We start from the raw sequence: 22,961 nt of genomic DNA, 5'->3' as shown, positions 1-22,961 counted from the left end.
CAGGGGCCGGGAAGGGGTTAGCCGGCGTCGACCAGCGTGCCGACGGGCTCGCCGCGCATGATCTTCATGAGGTTGCCCGGCTCGGTCATGTCGTAGATGCGCAGCGGCAGCTTGTTTTCGCGGCACAGAGCGATGGCGGCGGTATCCATGACCTCGAGGCGGCGCTCGATGACCTGGTTGTAGGTGAGGTGCTCGTACCGGGTGGCGTCGGCCACGCGCTTGGGATCGGCGCTGTAGACGCCATCGACCTTGGTGGCCTTGAGCAGGAGGTCGGCACCGACTTCAACGGCGCGCAGGGCGGCGGCGGAATCGGTGGTGAAGAAGGGGTTGCCGATGCCGGCGGCGAACAGGGCGACGCGGCCCTTTTCGAGGTGGCGGATGGCGCGGCGGCGGATGAAGTCTTCGCAGACTTCGTTGATCTTGATGGCACTCATGGTGCGGGCTTCGCCGCCGAGCTTTTCGATGGCGTCCTGCATGGCGAGGGCGTTCATGACGGTGGCGAGCATGCCCATGTGGTCGCCGGTGACGCGGTCCATGCCGGAGGCGGCGAGGCCGGCGCCACGGAAGATGTTGCCGCCGCCGATGACGACGCCGACCTGGACGCCGGCGGCGATCACTTCGAGGATTTCCTTGGCGAGGCGGCCGATGACCTTGGGGTCGATGCCGTAGTCTTCACTGCCCATGAGGGCTTCACCGGAGAGCTTGAGCAGGATTCGGCGGTGATTCAGCGGGGTGCTCATGGGGGGTCTCCAGATTGTGTGGGGCAAAACAGGCGTAGTGTAGCGTGCGTTCTTTGTTACAGGTACGTGAAAAGTGTCGCGGGCTTGGCGATTCGCGCTTGCGCTATGGAATCGGTTCATTCGCGTTCGCGAATGCGTGTGGTCAGCGGCTTGCGCCGCCTCGCGCCGGTGGTTTTGAGGCGAAGAGCCGTCGGTGCCCACCCTCGCGTCGGATGTTGCGGCTGCGCCGCCGTGCCTTTGATTCGCGCACAAGGTGCGCTCCTACAACCGCCGCCCCGTTAGCGAGCCATGGGCCAGCCCTATGGAAGGCTGGCCTACGGCCGCTCTCTTGTGCGGAACTCGCCTCGAGGGTGGGCACCGACGGCTCTTTTGACTCATGAGGTTGAGTGGTGGGAGAGCCGCGGCGTTGTCTGCGGGCAGATTGGTGCGTTCGGACAGGTATGAGCGGACAGCGGCTTCGTCCGCGGACAGGCGTGGTTGTGTGGCGTGGATCGGCGGAAACGGCGTCGTGGCGCCGTTTGTGGGTTGTGGTTTGGGTTGGCACGGCGGATGCAACGTCTTGGGCAACGGGGCCTGGCCCCACCTGATCCACCTCACGGAGCATCGCCATGAAAGCTGAAACCTTCCTGCTCAAGTCCTTCTTCGTTGCCGCCGTGCTGACCTGCGTGTCGGCGATGGGCTCGTTTGTCATGGCCAGCCCGGCGCACCTGCCGGCGACTGTGGTAGCTGTCGCGCAGTGATGGGTTACGGCGTCATCGCTGCGCCGGCTGATCGCGTGCAAGCACGCGCCTGCACGAGCATGGCGCATCCGTTCCGCAAATCGCGGTACCCCGTGTAGGAGCCCACCCTGTGGGCGACATCTTTACGCCGAGCACCCAAGCCCTGCGGCGGTATCGCGAAAAGCTGTCGGCCACAGGGTGACCTCCTACAAGGGCGTGGCGGCATAAGATGCGAGCTCGCCGGCACGCCACCTCATGGGTGAAGAGAGCCGTCGGTGCCCACCCTCGAGGCGAGTTCCGCACAAGAGAGCGGCCGTAGGCCAGCCTTACATCGGGCTGGCCCATGGCTCGCTAACGGGGCGGCGGTTGTAGGAGCGCACCTTGTGCGCGAATCAAAGACATGGCGGCGTAGCCGCAGCATCGACGCGAGGGTGGGCACCGACGGCTCTCGGCCTCAACACCACCAGCGCGAGGCGGCGGATGCCGCTCAACACATGCATTCGCGCCAGCGAAAGAACCGCATAAAAAAAGGCCGCGATTGCTCGCGGCCTTTTTCGTCAGCGGGGTGGGGTGGCTTACGCCAAGCCCGCCTGCTTCATCACTTCGGCGGCGAAATCGTCCACCACCTTCTCGATGCCTTCGCCAACGGCCAGGCGCTCGACAGCCACGATCTCGGCGCCGCCCTTCTTCAGGACTTCGGCGACGGTCAGGTCGGTGTCGATCACGTAAGCCTGGCCCACGAGGGTCACGTCGGCCAGGATCTTGTTGACCTTGCCCGAAACGATCTTCTCGAGGATTTCCGCCGGCTTCTGCTTTTCCTTGTCCGACATCTTCGACAGCTCGATTTCCTTTTCCTTCTCGAGGAAATCAGCCGGGACGTCTTCGACCTTGATGAACTTGGGGTTCATCGCGGCCACGTGCATGGCGATACCCTTGGCCAGCTCTTCCGAGCCGCCCTTGAGCGACACCAGCACGCCAATGCGGCCGCCGTGCGAGTACGCGCCGATCGGGCCGTCGTTTTCGATGCGGGCCATGCGGCGCACGTCGAACTTCTCACCGATGGTGAGCGTGAGGGCCTTGGCGGCATCTTCCACGGTGGAGTCGCCGAGCTTGGCGGCCTTCAGCGTGTCGATATCCTTGGCGCCGGTCTCGAGGGCGACGTTGGCGACATCCTTTGTGAACTGGATGAACTGCTCGTTGCGCGACGAGAAGTCGGTTTCGCTGTTCACTTCGACCAGGACGGCAACGCCAGCCTTCTGGGCGACGGCGATGAGGCCTTCAGCGGCCACGCGGTCGGCCTTCTTGTCAGCCTTGGCGGCGCCGCTCTTGCGCAGCGCTTCCATTGCCGCTTCGATATCGCCGTTGTTCTCGACGAGTGCCTTCTTGCACTCCATCATGCCGACGCCGGAACGCTCACGCAGATCCTTGACGAGGCTTGCGGTGATCTCAGCCATGGTAATTCCTCAAAGTTTTGAAGTGCGCCGCGGCAGGTGCCGCGGCGCGGGTAAAGCGGAAGAGCGAGCTACGGGGTGGGGCGCTTACGCGCGGCCACGACCACCGTCACGGCCGCCTTCGCGACGCGGTGCACCCTTCTTGGCCGGGCCGCGGTCGTTGCGACGCTCGCCACGCGGGGCTTCGTCCTTTGCGACCGGGTTGCCTTCCTCGTCCAGTTCGACGAACTCGTTGGCATCGCCGCGGGCGGCGTGCTGCGGAGCGGCGGCCTTGCCTTCCAGGATGGAATCGGCAGCGGCACGGGCGTAGAGCTGGATGGCGCGGATGGCGTCGTCGTTACCCGGGATGGCGTAGTCGACGAGGGCCGGGTCGTAGTTGGTATCGACAACGGCGACCACCGGGATGCCCAGCTTGCGGGCTTCCTGCACGGCGATGTCTTCGTGGCCGATGTCCACGATGAACAGCGCGTCCGGCAGGCGGTTCATGTCCTTGATGCCGCCGAGCGAGTTCTGCAGCTTCTCGCGCTCACGGCGGCGGGCCAGCACTTCGTGCTTGACCAGGCGATCGAACGAACCGTCGGTTTCGGCGGCTTCGAGTTCCTTCAGGCGGGCAACCGACTGCTTCACGGTGCGGAAGTTGGTCAGCATGCCGCCGAGCCAGCGGGCGGTGACGAACGGCTGGTTGGCGCGGCCGGCTTCTTCAGCCAGGGCTTCGCGGGCCGAACGCTTGGTGCCGACGAACAGGATGGTGCCGCCCTTCTGGGCCAGGCCCGAGAGGAAGTTCATCGCGTCGTTGAAGAGCGGGAGGGTCTTCTCGAGGTTGATGATGTGGATCTTGCCGCGGGCGCCGAAGATGTACGGAGCCATCTTGGGGTTCCAGTAGCGGGTCTGGTGGCCGAAATGGACGCCGGCTTCCAGCATCTCGCGCATGGTGACTTGTGCCATGGAATTACTCCTGGTGAACCGCTCTGGGGCGGTTCTATGGGGGTTGGGACCTCCACGCATCCCCGGCTTCGACCCGGTCCTTGCCACGGAGCCTTTCGCTCGTCGATGGCGGGACAGGGCACCCCGAAGGCGGTGCCGATGCGTGTGTGGCGTTAAAAGCGATTGCCTTGCGCCGGGCCAATGGTGGCGTCGTGCGGTTACAATCGCGCTGTCGTTTCGCTCCCGTGGCCACGCATAGGTGGCTTCGCCGGGCAGCAAAACTCGCTAATTGTAGCCTCTGGCCACCGCGCACCGCAAGCGTGGGGCTGGAAATCCGCCGGGGGCGCCGCCACGTGGGTGGTAGGCCCATCCCCCTGAGGGCAAAGGAAAAAGAGAGAGATACCATGGCAGTCGTACCGAAGACCCCCGAAGAGATCCAGGCCATGCGCGAGGCCGGCCGCCTGGCCGCCGAAGTCCTGGCCATGCTGGTGCCCCATGTCAAGCCGGGCGTCACCACCGAGGAACTGGACCGCCTGGCCCACGATCACATCGTGAACGTGCAGAAGGCCATTCCGGCGAACGTTGGCTACCGGGGCTTCCCGAAAACCGTGTGCACCTCGGTCAACCATGTGATCTGCCACGGTATTCCGACCGATACGAAGGTCCTGAAGGACGGCGACATCATCAATATCGATGTCACGGTCATCAAGGATGGCTGGCACGGCGATACCAGCCGCATGTACTTCGTGGGCACGCCCAGCGTGCTGGCGAAGCGCCTGGTGGATACCACCTACGAGGCCATGATGAAGGGCATCGAGGCCGTGAAGCCCGGTGCGACCCTGGGTGACGTTGGCGCGGCGATCCAGAAGCACGCCGAGGCAGCGGGGTTCTCGGTGGTGCGCGAGTATTGCGGCCACGGCATCGGCAAGGTCTATCACGATGAGCCCCAGGTGCTGCATTACGGCCGCTCCGGCACGGGCCTTGAGCTCAAGCCGGGCATGACCTTCACGGTCGAGCCGATGATCAATGCCGGCAAGCCGCATACCAAGTCATTGCCCGACGGCTGGACGGTGGTCACCAAGGACCACTCGCTCTCGGCCCAGTGGGAGCACACCGTGGCCGTCACGGAAGATGGCTTTGAGATCCTGACACCCTGGCCGGACGCCGCCTGACGATCCCCGCGCCCACAGCGCCCCGGCGGCGCGTGGGCGCCCAAACACGCGCCAAGGGGCCCCGACGTGACGCTTCCCCCGCTTCCACGCCTGCCCGCCGTCGTACCGCGTTCGGGTGTCTCGCCCGAAGCACGCCGCTCGTTGCGCCAGTTGCTCGGCGATGCCGATCGCGCACTGGATACCGCCTTCCGCGAAGGTGAAGATGCCTCCGCCCTGGCCCGGCGCCGGGCCGAAATCGTTGAAAAGGTGGTCGTGCACACCTGGGGCGCGTGCCTGGGCGATATGGCCGCCGCCGCCCTGTTCGCGGTTGGCGGCTTCGGTCGCGGCATGCTCTTCCCGTGTTCCGACGTGGATCTCCTGGCCATGGTGGGCGAGAGCTCGCCAGCCCTGTACCGGGCGCTGGAGCACTTCTTCGCATGCCTATGGGATATCGGCCTGAAACCAGGCCATGCGGTACGCACGGTGGAGCAGTGTCGTGAGCTGGCCGCCCGCGACGCCAGTGTGTTCACCAGCTTGCTGGATGGCCGGCGCCTAGCGGGCTGGCCCATCCTCGCCGAGCAGATGCGCGGCATCCTCGATGATCCTGCCCTGTGGCCGCCACGTGACTACCTGGCCGCGCGCCTGGCCGAGCGCGATGCACGCCACGCCCGCTACGACGACACCGCGCAGAACCTGGAGCCGAACCTGAAAGATGGCCCTGGCGGGCTGCGCACCCTGGATGCCCTGCGCTGGCTGGGCCGCCGCCTCGCCAACGCACCGGACTTCGATGCGATGGTCGCCGAGGGGCTGCTTGAGCCGGTGGAAGCCGCGAAGCTCAGCCGAGCCGAGGCCACGTTGCGCCGTTATCGGTACGCGCTGCACCTGGAGGCAGGTCGGGCGGAAGAGCGGCTGCTGTTCGATTACCAGCGCGCCCTGGCCGAGCGGTTGGGGTTTGAGGACGAGCACGCAAAGAACCTCGGCGTCGAGCAGTTCATGCAGGGCTACTATCGCGCCGCGACGCAGATCGAACGATCCGGCACGCAGCTGGTCGAGCGCTTCGAGGAAATGCTTGACCCAACCACCGAACCGGAACCGGTGGGCAGCGACTACGTACGCTACGGCGCGCGCATCGCGTTGCGTAACCCCCACCTGTTCGTGCGCAGGCCGGCCGCGCTGGTCGAAATCTTTATCGCCCGCCTCGACGAGCCCGGCATCACCGGGTTCACGGCGGAAACCATGCGGCGCATACAACACGCGGTATCGCTGCACGGCGAAGGGTTGGCCGATGACCAGGCCGTGCTGGATGCCTTCCTGGCGCTGCTGCGCCGTGGCGCGCCCGCCGTCGACGCGCTTTGGCGCATGAATCGCCATGGCCTTCTCGCCGCCATCCTGCCTGCGTTCGGCAAGGTGGTGGGGCGCATGCAGTACGACTTGTTCCACGTATACACGGTGGATGAGCACACCTTGCGCGTGCTGCGTAACGTGGCGCGCTTTGCCGATCCCGCCGCCCGGCGCGATTTCCCCGTTGGCTGCGAGATCTGGCCGCATATCGAACGCCCGGAACTCATGCTGCTTGCGGCGCTGTTCCACGATATCGCCAAGGGCCGTGGTGGCGATCATTCCGCGCTTGGCGAAGAAGACGCCCGCGCATTTTGCACGCGCCTCGGGCTTCCCGAGGAACAGGTGGAACTGGTGGCGTGGCTCGTTCGCCAGCACCTGCTCATGAGCACGACAGCGCAGCGACAGGACATCACCGACCCTGACGTCGTCCACCGCTTCGCGAGCGTCGTCGGCGACTGGGAGCACCTGGACCACCTGTACCTGCTGACCATCGCGGACATCATCGGTACCAGCCCCAAGCTGTGGAATGCCTGGAAAGACCGACTGCTGGCCGACTTGTACACCGCCACGCGTTTCGCCCTGCGCAGCGATGTAAGCCACGCCACGATCGCCGGTTCGCGTGTACGCGAATGCCGGGAGCGCGCGCTGGGCATGCTGGTGGCCGAGCATTTCGCCGCGGATGACATCGCCAGGGTATGGGCGGAATTCCCTGACCTGAGTTTCCTGCGCCACCGGCCCGAGCAGGTAGCGTGGCAAACGGCGGCGATCCTTCGTGCTGGCGGGGCCACCCCGTTGGTGGAGGTGCACCCCTTCTCGGTCCGTGGCAGCACGGAACTCTTTGTATACACCCCCGATCGTGACGGCTTGTTCGCCACTGTGACGGCGGTGCTCGACCGGCTGCGCTTCTCCGTTGTCGAAGCGCGCATCCTGGTCTCGAACACGGGCATGGCGCTGGATACATTCCTCCTTCTGGAATCGGATACCCAGGCGCCGGCGACGCTGCAGCGAGCCGAGGAACTGCGCTTGCGCCTCATGCGCGCGCTGGACCACCCCGAAGGGCACAGTGCGCCCAAACGGGGCATTTCCCGCCACCTGCGGCATTTCCAGATGCCGCCGCGCATCGCGTTCCATCCCATCGGCGAACGCACGCAGCTATCGCTCGTGTGTACCGACCGCCCCGGCCTGCTGGCGGCGGTGTCGCAGGCGCTGGCCGAAGCGGAGGTGCGCGTGCATGATGCGCGTATCGCCACGTTCGGCGAGCGCGTCGAAGACTTCTTCCAGCTCACCGACCGAAGCAACGCGCCGTTATCGCCCGAGCGGCAGGAGATCCTGCGCGAGTGCCTGCTGCGCCACATCGGTTTCGAAACCCCCAGGACTACCCTTGATGCAAATGCAAACGCTTGAATCCGTGATCGAAGACGCCTTTGAGCGTCGCGCTGACCTGACCCAGTCCGAAATTGAAAGCGGCTTGCGCGACACCGTCGACCAGGTGCTCAACCTGCTTGAATCCGGTGAGCGCCGCGTGGCCGAGCCGGATGGCAAGGGTGGCTGGGTCACCCATGCGTGGCTGAAGAAGGCCGTGTTGCTGTACTTCCGCATGAACGGCAATCGCGTCATGGATGGCGGCCCGTCCAGCGCCTTCGACAAGGTGCCGCTGCGTTTCACCGATGGCGACGCGACCGAATACGCGAACCTCGGTGCCCGTGTCGTACCGGGTGCGCTGGTGCGCCGCGGCGCACATATCGCGAAAGATGCCGTGCTGATGCCGAGCTACACCAATATCGGCGCCTATGTCGGCGCTGGCACCATGGTCGATACCTGGGCCACCGTCGGTTCGTGCGCGCAGATCGGCGCGGGCGTGCACCTGTCCGGCGGCGTCGGCATCGGTGGCGTGCTCGAGCCGCTGCAGGCCAACCCCACCATCATTGAAGACAATTGCTTCATCGGCGCCCGCTCCGAAGTGGTCGAGGGTGTGATCGTCGAGAAGGGCTCGGTGATCGGCATGGGGGTGTTCCTCGGCCAGTCCACCCGTATCTACAACCGCGCCACCGGCGAAATCAGCTACGGCCGCGTGCCGGCCGGCAGCGTGGTCGTCGCGGGCAGCCTGCCCGCGAAGGATGGCAGCCATAGCCTGTACGCCGCGATCATCGTGAAGCAGGTGGACGAGAAGACCCGTTCCAAGACCGGTATCAACGAACTGCTGCGCAGCGGTGACTGACACCATGGCAGTCACGATCTACGGGTTGCCCACCTGCGATACCTGCAAGAAGGCGCGTAACTGGCTCGATCGCTTCGGTGTCGAGTACACGTTCGTGGATTACCGCGCCAACCCGGTGCCGCCGGGCACGCTGAAGGCGTGGTCGGAAAAGGTGGGCGGCTGGGAGAAGCTGGTCAACAAGGCGTCCACGACCTGGCGCACGCTCCTGCCCCAGCGTAAGGATCCACGCACCGACCCGGAGTGGACCCTGTTGCTGAAGGAATACCCCGCACTCATCAAGCGGCCGGTGCTGGTCCATGGTGACGATGTCGCCGTGGGCTTTACGGACAACGCCTACAAGAAGCGCTTCGGTGCCTGACATGTCCGATGTCCTCGAGCTCACCCGTGACCTGATCGCCCGTCGTTCCGTGACGCCCGAGGATGCCGGCTGCCTGCCGCTGATCGCCGGGCGCCTCGCGGCGCTCGGCTTCCGCATCGAGCACCTGCGCTTCGGCGATGTCGATAACCTGTGGGCCACGCACGGCACGGAAGGGCCCGTGCTCGCCTTCCTGGGCCACACGGATGTCGTACCGAGCGGCCCGGAAGAGCACTGGGCCACGCCGCCGTTCGTCCCCACCGAGCGCGACGGCATGCTCTACGGTCGCGGCGCGGCGGATATGAAAGGCTCCGTGGCAGCGATGGTCGTGGCGCTGGAGCGATTCGTAGGCACGCACCCCGATCACGCGGGCACCGTCGGCCTGTTGTTGACCTCCGACGAGGAGGGCGTGGCGTTGCATGGTGTCCGCGAGGTGGTCGCCCATTTCGAGGCCACCGGCCAGCGCATTGATTATTGCGTGGTCGGCGAGCCCTCGGCGAAGGCGCGGCTGGGCGACCTGATCCGTGTGGGACGCCGTGGGTCGCTATCGGCCACGATCACGGTGCGCGGTATCCAGGGCCACGTGGCTTACCCGGAGAAGGCAAGGAATCCGATCCACACGTTCGCTCCCGCCCTTGCCGCACTCGCGGCCGAGCGCTGGGATGAGGGCAATGGCGATTTTCCGCCCACGTCGTTCCAGGTCTCGAACATCAACGCCGGTACGGGCGCCAACAACGTGATCCCCGGCGATCTGGTCGCGCTGGTGAACTGGCGTTTCTCCACAGCCAGCACGGCCGATGGGCTGCGCACACGCGCCGAGGCCCTGTTGTCGGCACACGGGGTGGACTACACCGCGGATTGGCATTTGTCCGGACATCCCTTCCTGGCCACGCCGGGCGGCCGGTTACGGGACGTCGTCGCGGCCGTGTGCCGCGAGCTTTGCGGGCTGGATCCTGAGCAGAGCACGGGCGGCGGCACGAGCGATGGCCGCTTCATCGCGCCCATGGGGGCCGAAGTGATTGAGCTGGGACCGGTGAATGCGACGATCCACAAAGTGGATGAGTGCGTGTCCATCGCCGACCTGCAGCGGCTGCCAGACCTCTACGCATTGATCTGTCAGCGCATGCTCACGCCGTAGCGAGCGCGAGCCCTTCACAGGGTAGAGCCCCATCCGCATGGCCGCGTGTCTCGCGGCCTGCGACCCTTTCGCGATCTGCCGTCGCGCGAGGATCGCCATGAGATGTCCTTTTGTTCTTTGCCTGAGCCTGGCGTTGCTGGCCCCAGGCGCCGCCCGTAGCGTGACCATCCAGACCGTTGCGGGGAGCGATACACCAATCACGCTGATCAAGGTTGATGAAAGCGACGCAACGTCACCGTTGCGCCTTTACATCGAGCGGGCGATCGACGACGGAAAGCGAATCGCTCTCGCGGGCCAACCGGCGTGGCTCGCGCGCATGCGCCCGACCTCAGCGCATGCGTGGCCTGCGACGAACACAGTGGTGCTGGATGCCACGGATACCCTTGGGATCTTCGGGTTCAATGCGGTAGATGACGACGCGCGCGAACGCATGCTTCGCGCCTGGACATGGCCGGCCGATGCGGCACCAGAGGAACCTGCGCCTTTGCGCCATGGTGCGCCCCTGGCGCCCGGTGTACGGCAGCACATCGAGTTCAACATGCTGGTGGCCTCACCGTCGATCGCCTGCCGCCAGCTGAGTCGGAAGCTGGCGATCGCATTGTTCGGCACGCCCACACCGTTGCCCGATCAGAGACAGGCCCTCCGCAAGGAGGCTCGACCTGGTGGCGGCCCGACATATTCGCATTGCAGCGGTGGATCGAAGCGCGTGACCACACGGGTGCGCTGTCCAAGGCCACCGCGCTGGCATCCACGCTCAACCCAAGGCATGAAATGGTATGGGAGCTCCCCTTGCAGGGCAACGCAGGGCGGGAGCTGTCCTACCACATGGTGTACGAGGCCGGTTGGAACACCTGCATCCACGGGAACCATTGCAAGGACTACCGGCGATATCCTTCGCCTGGGTTGCCCGTCAAGGCGAAGGTTGGCTGGGCAGACGGCATCACCCTCCGGTTGCCTTTGCGCTAGGGGCGCCGGTGTGACGTCGTCCGTTGATGACGCCCGCTTCCGTATGCCCTACACGATCCGGAGGATAGGGCTGATTCTTTGTGGCGCTCATCCTTGCCATGCTGTGCTTCACTAACCAGGGAGAAGCGACATGCAATGGAAGGAATGGTGCTTTGGGATGACGTGCTTGCTGATGAGTGCCGGCGCGGGCGCTGTCACGCGTGACGATGCGTCGGTACCGGGCCTGCCGGTGTTTCGTATCGATGCATCCGATTCGGTCACCGTGTTGCGCCCGCTCCTCTCGGGTATGTTAGATGAGGGTGCACCGTTCGCGATCATCGGGGGCGGTTCCATGATTGGCGGCGCACTGCCTGAGCACGTGCACACCTGGCCTGAAACGGGTGCCTGGGTACTCGATCCGCGGGAAGGCCTGGGGGTTCACGGCATTGCCGCCGCGAATGACGAAGATCGCGTCAACGCGTTCGCAGTGTGGCAGCGTGCCAACGGCGATGAGCCCACGGCACCGGGTCGCGGCGATCGCGTGGCGGTAGCTCGTAACGGATCACGCACCGTGGCGCTTGAATTCGTCGCCAGCACACCTGGGACGATCTGTCGCTCGTTCAGCCGTGAAATGCACCATGCGTTATTCGGGGACGCCACGCCGAGTCACGCCGAGCGGAGGGCATTTCGTTCCGAAATCCGCCGCTGGTGCCAGTACGGAATCTTTTCCCATTACGCGGCTGCGCCTCGCAACGTCGTGATCGAACCGTTCAGTGATACAAAGGACGCGCTGCTCACGCTGACCACGGAGTGGGCATTCATTCGCGGCGAAGACAGGGTCGAACGCTCGCGGGTGGGTTACGCCATGTGGGTGAAGACCGTCGGTGATGGTGCGGGGTTTGGCTTCACACGGCGGTCCGGTTATGAAGGTGTCGTGGACCGCGACGGCACCATTCACAACCTGCTGGACCTGGCTATTCATTCGGGTTGGGGCGGTTTGGCACATCATCAGACCATCTCGGCCTGGCCGCTCAACTCGACCTATCCAGGCGTCGCCAACACCCTGGTGTTCGAGTGTGATGGCCTTGATGCCCACTTGCGCTTCGACTGCCCGGTGCGCCCGCGCCTTCGTCGTCTCTATCCCCAGGATTCACAGGATCAGTCGGTCACGGCCTCGAAATCGGTCAAGTTCGACGTCGTTGGAAACGTCCGCGTGGCCGCCGGCGGGAGCGATGGCGCTGCCCCCAAGATCACCTTCGGCCTGGATGTGATGCACGGCACCACGGACACTGCGCAGACGGCATTATCGCTGGTCCACATCTTCAGCAATGCCGATACCGCCTTCCACCGCAGCACGCACTGGATTCCCGATCTTTCTGCCCTCAGGCAGTGGATCGCGGCACGCAACCACCGTGGAAACCTCATGCGCGCCACGCCGCTGGCGTCAACCCTGAACCCGCGCTACGAAATCCTGTGGGAGCTTCCGTTGCGCGGCAACGCGGGGCGCGTCATTCCCTACTACACCATCTACGAGGCCGGCTGGAATACCTGCGACGCGAGCAACGTCTGTGCGGATTTCCGTACGCGTCCCAACTCGCCGTTGCCGGTGAAATCCCGGGTCGCGTGGTTTGACGCCGTGATGCTGCGGTTTCCTACATATTAGTCGGCGGGAAAGCGCGGTGTGGGGCCTGAGGGCACACGGCGTCATCTCGCCTTGGGGAAGACGGCGACCATGCCCGCGTATGGCTTGGTCATGAACGCGGGGGCCCCAGCGTAGCCATCGGCGGGGGTCCATGCCTGTGAAATGGTGCCATCCAGGAACAGGGCATCACGGCAGCCGAGTTCATCGCGGAACAGCCGGGCAAACGAGTGGAAGTTGACCGGTGCGCGGCTCACGACGAACACCACATCGTGCGCTGAGGTGGCGCATACACCGCTGCGCCACTTCATGCTGTCCGATCCATTATCGAACTGCGTGTTCACCTCGCCGTTGATAACGAGCATCGGTCCGGACTGGGTGGCCCAGCGAGGTTTGCGCCCTGCGCTGCGGAAGGCTTCCGTGGTGCTGACCTGGGCGGTGCCGTCGTCGTAGATGGCAAATACCCCATTGGGCAGCAGTGAGAAATTTCCCGAGCGTGGGTTGCCATGGGCAAGATTCAAGGGGACGACGGCCTTGCCGTTCTCGACGTACAGGCCCAGCGGTCGGAAGTCGCGGTCATAGATGCCGGCATTGGTGGCGAACGAGAGGGGCCGGCCCTTACCCGCTGTCCAGGTCTTCAGCGCTTCAATGCTGGCGAACGGCTGGCCACTATCGGGATTGCGCCAGAACAACTCGATATCTTCCCGCCGGGTGTCGACTTTCGCCACGTAGTACGACTGGCTATCGAAAACGAGGTCACGACCATCCACTGCATCGGCAGGCGCGGCACAGCCGAAGGCGAAGGCCGTGAGGCTGGCGAGGGCGAGACTGCGGAGGAGGAGAGTGGCCATGTTGCGAAAACGGCGGTGGGGCATTCCCTGATGTTCGCCGGGCCGATGGGGCATGTGCAAGGGTCTGTGCGTGGCGATGGGGTGGCGCGGACGCTGTGAGTGTATAGGGCGTAAACTTCAGGGTTTACCGCCTGCACCCTCCGACACCATGCCCTATACGCCCATCGTCGCCACGCTCGGCTACGTGCTGTCGCCAGACGGCCAGCGCGTACTCATGATCCATCGCAATGCCCGCAAGGATGACCAGCACCTGGGCAAGTACAACGGCCTGGGCGGGAAGATGGAGCCGGGCGAGGATATTGCCGCGTGCATGCGCCGCGAGATCCGCGAAGAGGCAGGCATCGAATGCACCGAAATGAGCCTGCGCGGAACCCTGAACTGGCCTGGATTTGGCAAGAACGGCGAGGACTGGCTGGGCTTTATCTTCGTCATCACCGCGTTTGAAGGCGAAGCCATGTCCTCAAATCCAGAGGGCACGCTGGAATGGGTAAAGGCCGACGAACTGGAAGCCCTGCCCATGTGGGAGGGCGATCGCCACTTCCTGCCGCTCGTGTTCGACGCCGATCCGAGACCTTTCCACGGCGTCATGCCGTACAAGGATGGGCGGATGGTGTCGTGGAGCTATAGCCGGCTCTAGCGGACCCTGCAGGAGCGCGCTCACACGCGATGGGGCTTGCTGTATCCCGACATCGCACGCAAGCGCGCTCCTGCAAAAACAGGGCCTTAGCCGCTGGTTTCGATCCGCTCCACGCGGCGCAGGCCGCGCGGCAGCACGCCACCGCGGGTGGCGCGGTTGCCGCCGTACTCAACCAGGTCCGCCCATTTCAGTGTGAGCTTGCGGGCGCCGGCGTACATGGTGACCTCGCCCTTGCCCTCGGTGACCACCGCCACGCCGACGACGCGTTCCTCGCCCGAAGCGAGCTTCGCCTTCGGGATCTCGATCAGCTTGTTGCCCTTGCCCTTGTCGAGCTCCGGCAACTCGGCGACCGAGAACATCAGCAGGTGGCCCTCGCTGGTGACGACCACGATGCGGTCGCGCGACGGATCCGGGGTGATGGCAGGTGCAAGCACGCGGGCGCCATCGCTCAGCGAGATGATCTGCTTGCCGGCCTTCTGGCGGCCCGTGAGGGCCTCGAAGCGTGTCACGAAGCCATAGCCGAAATCGGTCGCAAGTACGATGCGGGTATCGTTGTCGGCCGCGACGACCGCATCAAAGCGCGCGCCCGCCGGTGGGCTGAAGCGACCTGTCAGCGGCTCGCCGTTGCCGCGTGCCGAAGGCAGTGTGTGCGCCGGCGTGGCGTAAGCGCGACCGGTGGAGTCGATAAACGCCACCTGCTGGGTCGTTCGGGCGCGGGCAATCGCCGCCAGGCTGTCGCCTTCGCGGTAGGACAGCGCTTCGCCATCCACATCGTGGCCCTTGCCGGCACGTACCCAGCCCTTCTGCGACAGCACGACCGTGACTGGCTCGGAGGCAACCAGGGCGCTCTCGTCGAGAGCCTGGGCCACGCTTCGCTCGATCAGCGGCGAACGGCGCTCGTCGCCAAACTTTTCCGCATCGCCACGAAGCTCATCCTTGATCAGGCTCTTCAATTTGGCCGGGGACTTCAGCAGGACATTGATCCGGGCGCGCTCTTCCTCGAGCTTGTCGCGCTCCTCGTTGATCTTCATCTCTTCCAGGCGGGCCAGCTGGCGCAGCTTGGTTTCGAGGATGTAATCGGCCTGTTCCTCATCGAGACGGAAGCGGGCGATCAGCACCGGCTTCGGCTCTTCCTCGGTGCGGACGATGCGGATCACTTCGTCCAGGTTGAGGTAGGCGATACGCAGTGCTTCCAGCAGGTGCAGGCGGCGCTCGACGCGACTCAGGCGGTGGTTCAGGCGCCGGGTGACCGTATCGGTGCGGAAGCGCAGCCACTCAGCGAGAATCGTCTTCAGATCCTTCACCTGGGGGCGGCCATCCAGACCGATCATGTTCATGTTGATGCGGAAGCTCTTCTCCAGGTCCGTCGTGGCGAAGAGGTGCTGCATCATCTCGTCCACATCCACGCGGTTCGAGCGCGGCACGATAACCAGGCGGATCGGATTCTCATGATCGGATTCGTCGCGCAGGTCCTCGATCATCGGCAGCTTCTTCGCGCGCATCTGCGCAGCGATCTGCTCCAGGATCTTCGATGGCGATACCTGGTGGGGCAGGGCGGTGATGACAATATTTCCGTCATCACGCTCGTAGATGGCCCGCGCACGCACCGAACCGGTTCCGGACTGGTACATCGCGACCAGCTCGCGCCGTGGCGTAATGATCTCGGCCTTGGTGGGGTAATCCGGGCCCTGGACGTGCTCGCACAAATCGGCGATGGTCGCGTCCGGATCGTCGAGCAGGCGAATGCAGGCGCTGGCGACCTCGCGCAGGTTGTGCGGCGGGATGTCAGTGGCCATGCCCACGGCGATGCCCATGGAGCCATTGAGCAGCACGTGCGGGACGCGCGCCGGCAGCCACGTGGGCTCCTCGAGGGTGCCGTCGAAGTTCGCCGACCAGTCGGTGGTGCCGTGGCCCAGCTCGGAAAGCAGCACCTCCGCGATGGGGGTGAGGCGAGATTCCGTGTAACGCATGGCCGCGAAGCTCTTCGGATCGTCCGAAGAGCCGAAGTTGCCGTGGCCATCCACCAGCGGGTAGCGGTACGAGAACGGCTGGGCCATGAGCACCATGGCCTCGTAGCATGCGGAATCGCCGTGCGGGTGGAACTTGCCGATCACGTCACCGATGGTTCGGGCGGATTTCTTCGGCTTGGCCTGGGCGCCCAGGCTGAGCTCGCTCATGGCGTAGATGATGCGCCGCTGGACCGGCTTCAGGCCATCGCCGATGAAGGGCAGGGCGCGATCCAGCACCACGTACATCGAGTAATCGAGGTATGCGCGCTCAGCGTAGTCCTTGAGCGGGATCTGTTCGTAATTGGCTTGCAAATTCATGTATTTAGCGATCCGGCAGCGCGCCGCGGCGCGTCGTTAACCGGACGATGGTGCCAGAAAGACGTCTCAGGAGCGAAGACTGGGCGGCGAGGAAGGCCGGATCGCGCGCAAGCGCGCTCCTACAAGGGGTCACGGATAGCCGCGACGGGGCGGCTGGTGTAGGAGCGCGCTTGCGCGCGATGGGATGTGCCTCAGGGCTTGGCCGCGTCCGTTTCCTTCAGGAACTTGATCAGCCCCGTGAAATAGGTCTGCTGGTCGTCATACATGGCCAGATGTGCGCCCTTGGGGCACAACAGGAAATGCCCGTTGGGCAGTTTCTTGGACATGGCCTCCATGTACTTCGGGTCCATCGTGTCGTACGTGGCGCCGATGACCAGGGTAGGGACCTTGATCCTTGCCAGGTCCTTGCTACGGTCCCAATGCAGCAGCTTGCCGCTGGCACCCAGTTCGCTCGGCCCCTGCATGGACACGTAAATCTGTTCGTTGATATGGCCAAAGGCGCGCGTGACCGGATCCGGCCACTGGTCCGCCGGCATACGCAACACATGCTGCTCGTAGTGCATGGGTGTCAGGATGGCCATGTACGCCGGATCGCTGGTCTTGTGCTCGCGCTCCATGCGCTGCACCTCGGCCAGCTTCTTCTGATCCATCGCCGGCATCAATACGGTTTTGGCGTACACGTTGTACGCGGGAATGCTATCGACCATGTTCGAGATCACCAGCCCCTTGAGATGCTGCTGGTACTTGAGCGCGTATTCGATAGCGAGAACGCCGCCCCAGGAATGGCCGAGCAGGTAGAAGTTGTCCTTGTCCAGGTGCAAGGCCTGGCGCACCTGTTCCACTTCCTCGACAAAACGCGGGATTTCCCACAGCGATTCGTCCGTTGGTTTGTCGCTGAAAGCCGAGCCGAGCTGGTCGTAGTAGTAATACTCGATGCTGGCGCCGGGGAAATAGCTGTCGAACGCCTCGAAATACTCGTGGGTCGCGCCCGGGCCGCCGTGTAGCAGAAGCACCTTGATCGTAGGATTGTTTCCCACGCGCTTCGTCCATACGCGGAATTTTCCCTTCGGCGTATCGATCGTGATCATTTTGACGCCGCCGGACAACACGTCATCGCGACCGGTATTGTCGAAATAGGACGGCGGTGGGGCGGCGTGGGCCGCAAACACGGTAAAAGCGAGCAACAGAAGCGTCAGCAAGCGGCGCATGGGTCGAACCTCCCGGAAGATATTGCGACTATCGCGTTAGCGCTTACCTACCGCAAGCGTTCTAGCGAATTCGCCCTCCCTGAGGGGATCCAGCCGGCGTTTTCGGGCACCGATACGCGGACAGGAGGTGCCAGGGACACCCCTATCCGCGCATGCTAGCTCAGAAGGCGAAATCAGCCTGGACAGGGAAATGGTCCGATGGGTAACGCCCATCCTTCGAAATCGTAATGGTCCGGACGCTCTTCGGTTCAAGGCCACGATAGAGGATCCAGTCGATTCGCTTGGTCGCGTTACCGGTGAAATTGTGGAAGGTTTCTTCCGGGCCATCCTTTTTGGGTGCGGTCGGCCACGCATCCTTGAATGTTGCGGTAAGCATGCGGTGCGATTCGCTATCCGGGCCTGTATTGAAATCGCCGGTGATTACCACCGGCGTACCAGCCGGAAGCTTCTTTACCCATTCGGCCATTTCATGCGCCGACTTCGAGCGCGCCTCCTCGTCGTTATCGCGGTACGGAAAATGCGTGTCGAGCAGGTAGAACTGCTTGTGGTCCGACAGGCGCTCGAAGAGCGCCCAATTCACCATGCGCGGGAAGACGTTGCCCCAGGTGATGCTTGCGACCTTGTCAGGCGTATCGGATAGCCAGAAATCGCCGGATTTCACCAGTTTCAGGCGATCCTTCCGATAGAAAATGCCCATGTGTTCGTCCTTGTGGCCGCCGAACCGGTCGCGACCGAACCAGACGAACTGGGGCAGGCGGGCCACGGTGTCATCGCCTTGCTGTTGTGCAAGCTCCTGTGTGCCGATCACATCGGGGTCCAGTTGGCGGATCGTGTCCGCGAACAGATCCTTGCGCATGTCCCAGCGGTTCGGACCGTCAGGCCCGGTAATGGTGCGCACGTTGAAGGTCATGACCTTGAGATCACCAGCCGCAACGGCCGGGCCGGCGAATATGGCGGCGAGCGCCGCGAGGAGGGCGAGGTTACGCAGACGGGACATGCGGTCGGCTTCCTGTGGAGAAGCGTTCGACTATAGCGACGTAACGTGGCGGGAGCATGTTACTTACGTCCCGTTCCGTTGATTCCCTTTCCGCAAGGGGCGGTGGGGCATTTCGTCGCGCGGGGTGGGCTATGGACGGCCCGGGCGGCATCCTGGGGCACAATAAGCGCCTGGACCCTGCAAGGATTCCGCCATGACGGAACAAGCCCCCCAGTCGCATAGCCCCAGCAATGGTCGACGCGCCGTCATCGTGGTGGTGGGCGTTGCGTTCCTGGCGTCCCTCGCCACGCTCATCCTCGCGCTTACGGCTTCCCATGGTGCGCGCCAGCGTGATGCCGCAGCGATCACGGCAGACAGCAACGACCTCCATGGCGTGGTGAGTGACTGGCGTGCTCAGGTCGCGGCGACGGAGAGCAGCGCGGGTGACCAGCGGACTGTTCAGATGGCGGTGCTACGCAAGCGCGCGGTAGCGACCGATGCCTGGAAGCCCCGTACCCCTTGCGGCCAGGTGGCTCAGGAGCGCTTGCGTGCGGCGATGGATATACGAATCGCCAGCCTATCGCGAACCACGCCAGGCACCGTAAACGATGAGCAAGCGATCGTGGACGAGGCGCTGCGTGTATGCACCGCGCAGGCTGGGCGTGATGTCGAAGGCTAGTTAAACCACTTCGCGATTGATTTCGCGCCACCTCCGGCAAGCCATGCGACTGCACTGCCAGTTGCCGCGGCTCCGGCGACAGCTCCCGTGGCCAGCCGCTTCCAGCTTCGGAGCTTGCCCACGTCGATCGTAAGGGTGCCTATGCGGCTCTCGAGCGTGTTCACGTCGCTGTCGACCTTGCCCAGGCCAACCTGCAGCGCGCCTATATCATGCCCAAGTCGGGTGACGCTCACCGTGAGTGTGCCCACATCCTGTTCGAGCCGCGTGACGCGAACCTCGAGCCGATCGACCGTGGATTCGATCCGGCCCAGCCGCAGCTCGATGCGATCAAGCCGCACCTCCATCCGGTCGGTACGTGCCTCCACGTTGTCCAGTCGTGTCTCGATTCGGGCGACGCTGGCTTCGACGGCGCTGACCTTGTCGACAACCACGTTCAGTCGACTGTCCATGCTCTGCAATCGACTGTCCATGCCCTCCAGGCGGCTATCCATACCCTGCAGGCGGCTATCCATACTCTGCAGGCGGTCATCCATGCCTTTCAGACGGCCATCCATGCTTCTAAGGAGTGCGATGAGCAACGTCTCGTTGCCGCTCTCAGGCGGACGTTGCAGGTATCCCGGGCTGTGGGCAGGCATATTGGGTTCTCCTCAGCGGATCAGTTGTGAGGCAAGCGAATCGAGGTAGGGCTTGGCGAAGAACTGGAGGGCAAACCACATAGCGCCAATGACCGCGCCAGCGGCGACGGCAACGGTCTTCCACAGGTCGGCCCGGGTCGGTATATGCGAGATGCGCTCCTCGATGGTTGAGACTTTCCTGGAGATATGGCCGACATCGACCTCGAGCCTGCCGACGCGATCGGCGAGGTTGGCAACGAATTCCGCGGTCATTGGGCGCCCATGGCCTTATTCGGCCGTGCTGTGATGGACACGCAGGTTCGCATCGTCTGCGGCGTTCGTATGTAGGCGTCGGCCACTTCGTGTGTGGGCGAACCGACTCGGAATCGCTCATCGGGACCTCGACGCTTCAGCCCGGCGGGAGCGGGGGCAAAATGACGGGTCCGATGCGATTTATTCCCATCAGGGGAGGGGGCTGCACCGAGCGAACAAAAAAGCCCGCTCAGGGAGCGGGCTTTTTTGTTCGAATAGATGGTGGCTCGGGACGGAATCGAACCGCCGACACGGGGATTTTCAATCCCCTGCTCTACCAACTGAGCTACCGAGCCACGAGTGCCAGCAGATTGACTTGCGGCGTGTGGAGCCGCGTATTAAATCGGGTGGCGCGCCCGGCGTCAAGCCTTTTCGTCGGGCGGCACGTAACCGGCGGGCTGTACGACATCGCCCCCGAAGAAATATTTCTCCATCTCCCCGGAAAGGAAGCTTCGCGTCTTCGGATCGAGCGGCGATAGCCGCATCTCATTGATAAGCATCGTCTGGTGCGCCAGCCACTGCGCCCAGGCCTCCTTCGAGACGTTGTCGTAGACGCGCTTGCCAAGCTCGCCGGGCCACGGGGCGAAATCGAGGCCCTCGGCCTCGCGGCCAAGTTTTACGCAATGGACCATGTGCGTCATGGGGTGATCTCCGGAAGATGGTCGAGCAGCGTGCGCACGGGGGCGGGCAGGCCAAGGCTTGCCAGGTCGCCTGGCGTGCACCAGCGCCTGTCGGCGCTGTCGCTTACGCGGCGCAGGGGGGCCGCATGGTCGAAGAGGATGGGGGAAATATCCAGCCGGTAGTGGCTGAAAACGTGGGTAAACGCAGGCAGGGCATCGGCGGTGCCCACGCGGGCGAGGGCGGCGGCGGCACCGGGTGCGCTATCGGCATCCAGCGCCTCGGGCAGGCTCCATAATCCTGACCAGACGCCCGTCGGGCCACGCCGCTCCAGCAGCACGCGACCGCGCGCATCGCGCAACAAGAGCATGGCCACGGAGCGTGTAGGGATCTTTTTTCCTGGCTTCGCCGTGGGCAGAACCGCTGTGAGGCCATCGCGGTGCGCCACGCATGTCGTGGCCTGCGGGCAGAGCAGGCAGGCAGGCTTGTTGCGTACACACACCGTGGCACCCAGGTCCATGATGGCCTGCGTATAGTCGGCGGTGCGATCGTCCGGCGTGTGGGCGTCGGCATGCTGCCACAGGCGTTTCTCGATGGCACTTTCGCCCGGGAAACCGATGATTCCGTGGAAGCGGGTGAGCACGCGCTTCACATTGCCATCCAGGATGGGGAAGCGCAGGCCGTATGCCTGGGCGAGGATGGCGCCCGCCGTGGAACGACCGATGCCCGGAAGCGCCATCAGCGCGTCAAGATCGCGAGGCAGCTCACCACCGTGTTCGGCCATGCAGTGCCTGGCCGCCTGGTGAAGGAACCGCGCGCGCCGGTAATAACCCAGCCCCGACCAGAGGGCCAGCACGGTGTCCTCGTCGGCTTCGGCAAGGTCGCGCAGGGTCGGCAAGCGCTCGACGAAGCGCTGGAAGTAGCCAATGACCGTCACGACCTGGGTCTGCTGTAGCATGATTTCCGACAGCCAGACACGGTACGCATCGCGTGGATGCTGCCAAGGCAGGTCCTTCCGCCCGTGATGGTCAAACCACCGCAGCAGTTCGCTGGCGAAACGGTTCACTTCGAGCCACTCGCAGGTGCGCTGCTGGAGGCGGATACCGGGACGTTTGGCGTGGCGCGAATGCGCAGGCCTTTCACTTGCACGCTGCCGGCGTCGACAGCCTCCACATCCGCGCTACCCAGTGCTGGAGGCAGCGCGGGCGCGCTGCCCGCCTGTACACCGGCCCACCAGTCCGCCAGCGCGAGCGGTGGCACGCGCAGGTCAGCGTGGCCCGTCTCGCCATCGAGCTTGAGCGCGATATACAACGGATCTTCCTGGTTGGCTGGCGTGACGTTCAGCAGCATGGCGTATGAGGCCATCTTCTCAAGGGACAGCCGGCCTGCGAGCGATGCGCCTACATCCGCACCGCCCCGCCAGAGGGCCGAGCCTTTGAGGTTCGTCTCGAAATGTTCGGGCGACGCCATATCGAGCGTGAGGTCATCCAGCGTGAGAACGCCATCGCGCAGCGTGGGTAGGGTGGCGAGCACAAGCTGGTAGGGGTGTCCGTCGTCGGTCGCGGCAGCGAGCGAAAGGCTGAAGCGGCGGCCACTGGCGAGGCGGCCCGCGTCTGCTTCCACGTTGGAAAGGACCAGGCGATTCCCGCGCAGTAACGTGCCCCTGCTGATGTGGAAGCCGGCGTCAATCGTGGGCAGGGCTGCACCCGCCGTGCTGGGACGTTTTGGCAGCGTATCGAGGTACGCCGATACGGCGTCCATGTCGATCCGCGCGCCCTCCACTTCAAGCCGCGAAATACTGGTGTCGCGGCCCATCAGGGTTCGCCAGGGCAACACCAGCTTCCCTCGTGAAGCGACGACCAGCGGTGTTCCGCCATCAGGCAGGCGCAACGTCACGCCATCCAGCTCCAGGGCAGGGCTGGGCCAAAGCGTGGGCGTTGCCGGGCTGGCGAGCGTAAGCGACAACCCGGCGGCTTTCGCTCGCGCCTGCAGCAGCGAGGTGAAGCGCTCGGGCTGGAGCACCACGTACGTCGCGATGATCGCAGCGATCACCAGTGCGGCGACAAAGCCCCCGGTCGCAAGGAGGAAGGTGCGCAGGCGATATTTCATCGTGCCGGC

20 protein-coding genes, 1 tRNA gene and 1 pseudogene are annotated in these 22,961 nt (G+C 64.4%); 9 read left to right on the top strand and 13 right to left on the bottom strand.

The genetic code is table 11. The annotated features are described in order from the left end of the window. Positions 1 to 17 precede the first annotated feature (17 nt). Positions 18 to 740 carry a UMP kinase gene (gene pyrH, locus L2Y97_RS17075; protein ID WP_247428956.1) on the bottom strand — a complete coding sequence of 241 codons (723 nt, stop codon included), beginning with the start codon at positions 738 to 740 and terminating at the stop codon, positions 18 to 20. 608 nt (positions 741 to 1,348) lie between these two features. Here pyrH and L2Y97_RS22400 point away from each other — a divergent pair. After that, positions 1,349 to 1,480: a hypothetical protein gene (locus L2Y97_RS22400; RefSeq protein ID WP_256452053.1), complete on the top strand. Its 132-nt coding sequence runs from the start codon at positions 1,349 to 1,351 to the stop codon at positions 1,478 to 1,480. A 554-nt stretch (positions 1,481 to 2,034) separates the two neighbouring features. Here L2Y97_RS22400 and tsf read toward each other — a convergent pair. Then, positions 2,035 to 2,913, bottom strand: a complete 879-nt coding sequence (gene tsf / locus L2Y97_RS17070; RefSeq protein ID WP_247428953.1) for a translation elongation factor Ts — start codon at positions 2,911 to 2,913, stop codon at positions 2,035 to 2,037. An 84-nt stretch (positions 2,914 to 2,997) separates the two neighbouring features. Further along, positions 2,998 to 3,855, bottom strand: a complete 858-nt coding sequence (gene rpsB, locus L2Y97_RS17065; RefSeq protein WP_247428951.1) for a 30S ribosomal protein S2 — start codon at positions 3,853 to 3,855, stop codon at positions 2,998 to 3,000. A 383-nt stretch (positions 3,856 to 4,238) separates the two neighbouring features. Here rpsB and map point away from each other — a divergent pair, with 383 nt between their 5' ends. The 6 genes and pseudogenes from map to L2Y97_RS17035 all read left to right on the top strand — a co-directional run bounded on the left by map (position 4,239) and on the right by L2Y97_RS17035 (position 12,645). Next, positions 4,239 to 5,006 carry a type I methionyl aminopeptidase gene (map, locus tag L2Y97_RS17060; protein ID WP_247428948.1) on the top strand — a complete coding sequence of 256 codons (768 nt, stop codon included), beginning with the start codon at positions 4,239 to 4,241 and terminating at the stop codon, positions 5,004 to 5,006. A gap of 66 nt (positions 5,007 to 5,072) precedes the next feature. After that, positions 5,073 to 7,619: pseudogene (glnD, locus tag L2Y97_RS17055) on the top strand ([protein-PII] uridylyltransferase); the annotation flags it as partial. Beyond that, positions 7,558 to 8,544 carry a 2,3,4,5-tetrahydropyridine-2,6-dicarboxylate N-succinyltransferase gene (gene dapD / locus L2Y97_RS17050; RefSeq protein ID WP_247428946.1) on the top strand — a complete coding sequence of 329 codons (987 nt, stop codon included), beginning with the start codon at positions 7,558 to 7,560 and terminating at the stop codon, positions 8,542 to 8,544. The pseudogene glnD and the gene dapD, both read left to right, overlap by 62 nt. Positions 8,545 to 8,548: 4 nt before the next feature. After that, entirely contained in the window at positions 8,549 to 8,902 is a 354-nt protein-coding gene (locus L2Y97_RS17045; protein WP_247428944.1) for an arsenate reductase, read from the top strand. A gap of 1 nt (position 8,903) precedes the next feature. After that, a complete protein-coding gene (gene dapE, locus L2Y97_RS17040) occupies positions 8,904 to 10,037 on the top strand; it encodes a succinyl-diaminopimelate desuccinylase (protein WP_247428942.1) in 1,134 nt (377 codons plus the stop codon). A 1,123-nt stretch (positions 10,038 to 11,160) separates the two neighbouring features. Beyond that, a complete protein-coding gene (locus L2Y97_RS17035; protein WP_247428940.1) occupies positions 11,161 to 12,645 on the top strand; it encodes a hypothetical protein in 1,485 nt (494 codons plus the stop codon). A 41-nt stretch (positions 12,646 to 12,686) separates the two neighbouring features. Here the strand turns inward: L2Y97_RS17035 and L2Y97_RS17030 are convergent, their stop codons facing one another. Further along, positions 12,687 to 13,472, bottom strand: a complete 786-nt coding sequence (locus tag L2Y97_RS17030; protein WP_247428938.1) for a phosphodiester glycosidase family protein — start codon at positions 13,470 to 13,472, stop codon at positions 12,687 to 12,689. Between the two features lie 148 nt (positions 13,473 to 13,620). Here L2Y97_RS17030 and L2Y97_RS17025 point away from each other — a divergent pair, with 148 nt between their 5' ends. Beyond that, positions 13,621 to 14,109: an NUDIX hydrolase gene (locus L2Y97_RS17025; RefSeq protein ID WP_247428936.1), complete on the top strand. Its 489-nt coding sequence runs from the start codon at positions 13,621 to 13,623 to the stop codon at positions 14,107 to 14,109. An 86-nt stretch (positions 14,110 to 14,195) separates the two neighbouring features. Here the strand turns inward: L2Y97_RS17025 and parC are convergent, their stop codons facing one another. The 3 genes from parC to L2Y97_RS17010 form a co-directional block, all read right to left on the bottom strand. Beyond that, complete coding sequence (parC, locus tag L2Y97_RS17020) at positions 14,196 to 16,436, bottom strand: DNA topoisomerase IV subunit A (RefSeq protein WP_247428934.1); 2,241 nt, start codon at positions 16,434 to 16,436, stop codon at positions 14,196 to 14,198. A gap of 191 nt (positions 16,437 to 16,627) precedes the next feature. After that, a complete protein-coding gene (locus tag L2Y97_RS17015; protein WP_247428932.1) occupies positions 16,628 to 17,644 on the bottom strand; it encodes a proline iminopeptidase-family hydrolase in 1,017 nt (338 codons plus the stop codon). 160 nt (positions 17,645 to 17,804) lie between these two features. Beyond that, positions 17,805 to 18,641 (bottom strand): endonuclease/exonuclease/phosphatase family protein, encoded by an 837-nt coding sequence (locus tag L2Y97_RS17010; protein WP_247428929.1) that lies wholly within the window; start codon positions 18,639 to 18,641, stop codon positions 17,805 to 17,807. Positions 18,642 to 18,834: 193 nt separating this feature from the next. Here L2Y97_RS17010 and L2Y97_RS17005 point away from each other — a divergent pair, with 193 nt between their 5' ends. Then, on the top strand, positions 18,835 to 19,299 hold the full coding sequence (locus tag L2Y97_RS17005; protein WP_247428926.1) for a hypothetical protein: 465 nt from the start codon (positions 18,835 to 18,837) through the stop codon (positions 19,297 to 19,299). Here the strand turns inward: L2Y97_RS17005 and L2Y97_RS17000 are convergent. The 6 genes from L2Y97_RS17000 to L2Y97_RS16975 form a co-directional block, all read right to left on the bottom strand. Continuing rightward, positions 19,296 to 19,934: a hypothetical protein gene (locus L2Y97_RS17000; RefSeq protein ID WP_247428924.1), complete on the bottom strand. Its 639-nt coding sequence runs from the start codon at positions 19,932 to 19,934 to the stop codon at positions 19,296 to 19,298. The genes L2Y97_RS17005 and L2Y97_RS17000 overlap by 4 nt on opposite strands. Before the next feature lie 12 nt (positions 19,935 to 19,946). After that, on the bottom strand, positions 19,947 to 20,186 hold the full coding sequence (locus tag L2Y97_RS16995) for a hypothetical protein (protein ID WP_247428923.1): 240 nt from the start codon (positions 20,184 to 20,186) through the stop codon (positions 19,947 to 19,949). Between the two features lie 259 nt (positions 20,187 to 20,445). After that, positions 20,446 to 20,521, bottom strand: a tRNA-Phe gene (locus L2Y97_RS16990). A 66-nt stretch (positions 20,522 to 20,587) separates the two neighbouring features. Next, complete coding sequence (locus L2Y97_RS16985) at positions 20,588 to 20,866, bottom strand: oxidative damage protection protein (protein ID WP_247428921.1); 279 nt, start codon at positions 20,864 to 20,866, stop codon at positions 20,588 to 20,590. After that, positions 20,863 to 21,909: an A/G-specific adenine glycosylase gene (mutY, locus tag L2Y97_RS16980; RefSeq protein ID WP_247428919.1), complete on the bottom strand. Its 1,047-nt coding sequence runs from the start codon at positions 21,907 to 21,909 to the stop codon at positions 20,863 to 20,865. The genes L2Y97_RS16985 and mutY overlap by 4 nt, the downstream gene beginning before the upstream one ends. Then, positions 21,906 to 22,952: an AsmA family protein gene (locus tag L2Y97_RS16975; protein WP_247428917.1), complete on the bottom strand. Its 1,047-nt coding sequence runs from the start codon at positions 22,950 to 22,952 to the stop codon at positions 21,906 to 21,908. Before L2Y97_RS16975 ends, mutY begins: the two co-directional genes overlap by 4 nt. Positions 22,953 to 22,961 lie beyond the last annotated feature (9 nt).

The organism is Luteibacter aegosomatissinici (genome assembly GCF_023078495.1).
Lineage (GTDB): Bacteria > Pseudomonadota > Gammaproteobacteria > Xanthomonadales > Rhodanobacteraceae > Luteibacter > Luteibacter aegosomatissinici.
Note: the sequence above shows the minus strand (reverse complement) of the source record. Positions and strands in the feature narration are given on the sequence as shown.

Coding starts and splice junctions, on each gene's coding strand:
- pyrH (WP_247428956.1), bottom strand. CDS start 740: ATGAGCACCCCGCTGAATCACCGCCGAATCCTGCTCAAGCTCTCCGGT.
- L2Y97_RS22400 (WP_256452053.1), top strand. CDS start 1,349: ATGAAAGCTGAAACCTTCCTGCTCAAGTCCTTCTTCGTTGCCGCCGTG.
- tsf (WP_247428953.1), bottom strand. CDS start 2,913: ATGGCTGAGATCACCGCAAGCCTCGTCAAGGATCTGCGTGAGCGTTCC.
- rpsB (WP_247428951.1), bottom strand. CDS start 3,855: ATGGCACAAGTCACCATGCGCGAGATGCTGGAAGCCGGCGTCCATTTC.
- map (WP_247428948.1), top strand. CDS start 4,239: ATGGCAGTCGTACCGAAGACCCCCGAAGAGATCCAGGCCATGCGCGAG.
- dapD (WP_247428946.1), top strand. CDS start 7,558: ATGATGCGCGTATCGCCACGTTCGGCGAGCGCGTCGAAGACTTCTTCC.
- L2Y97_RS17045 (WP_247428944.1), top strand. CDS start 8,549: ATGGCAGTCACGATCTACGGGTTGCCCACCTGCGATACCTGCAAGAAG.
- dapE (WP_247428942.1), top strand. CDS start 8,904: ATGTCCGATGTCCTCGAGCTCACCCGTGACCTGATCGCCCGTCGTTCC.
- L2Y97_RS17035 (WP_247428940.1), top strand. CDS start 11,161: ATGACGTGCTTGCTGATGAGTGCCGGCGCGGGCGCTGTCACGCGTGAC.
- L2Y97_RS17030 (WP_247428938.1), bottom strand. CDS start 13,472: ATGGCCACTCTCCTCCTCCGCAGTCTCGCCCTCGCCAGCCTCACGGCC.
- L2Y97_RS17025 (WP_247428936.1), top strand. CDS start 13,621: ATGCCCTATACGCCCATCGTCGCCACGCTCGGCTACGTGCTGTCGCCA.
- parC (WP_247428934.1), bottom strand. CDS start 16,436: ATGAATTTGCAAGCCAATTACGAACAGATCCCGCTCAAGGACTACGCT.
- L2Y97_RS17015 (WP_247428932.1), bottom strand. CDS start 17,644: ATGCGCCGCTTGCTGACGCTTCTGTTGCTCGCTTTTACCGTGTTTGCG.
- L2Y97_RS17010 (WP_247428929.1), bottom strand. CDS start 18,641: ATGTCCCGTCTGCGTAACCTCGCCCTCCTCGCGGCGCTCGCCGCCATA.
- L2Y97_RS17005 (WP_247428926.1), top strand. CDS start 18,835: ATGACGGAACAAGCCCCCCAGTCGCATAGCCCCAGCAATGGTCGACGC.
- L2Y97_RS17000 (WP_247428924.1), bottom strand. CDS start 19,934: ATGCCTGCCCACAGCCCGGGATACCTGCAACGTCCGCCTGAGAGCGGC.
- L2Y97_RS16995 (WP_247428923.1), bottom strand. CDS start 20,186: ATGACCGCGGAATTCGTTGCCAACCTCGCCGATCGCGTCGGCAGGCTC.
- L2Y97_RS16985 (WP_247428921.1), bottom strand. CDS start 20,866: ATGACGCACATGGTCCATTGCGTAAAACTTGGCCGCGAGGCCGAGGGC.
- L2Y97_RS16975 (WP_247428917.1), bottom strand. CDS start 22,952: ATGAAATATCGCCTGCGCACCTTCCTCCTTGCGACCGGGGGCTTTGTC.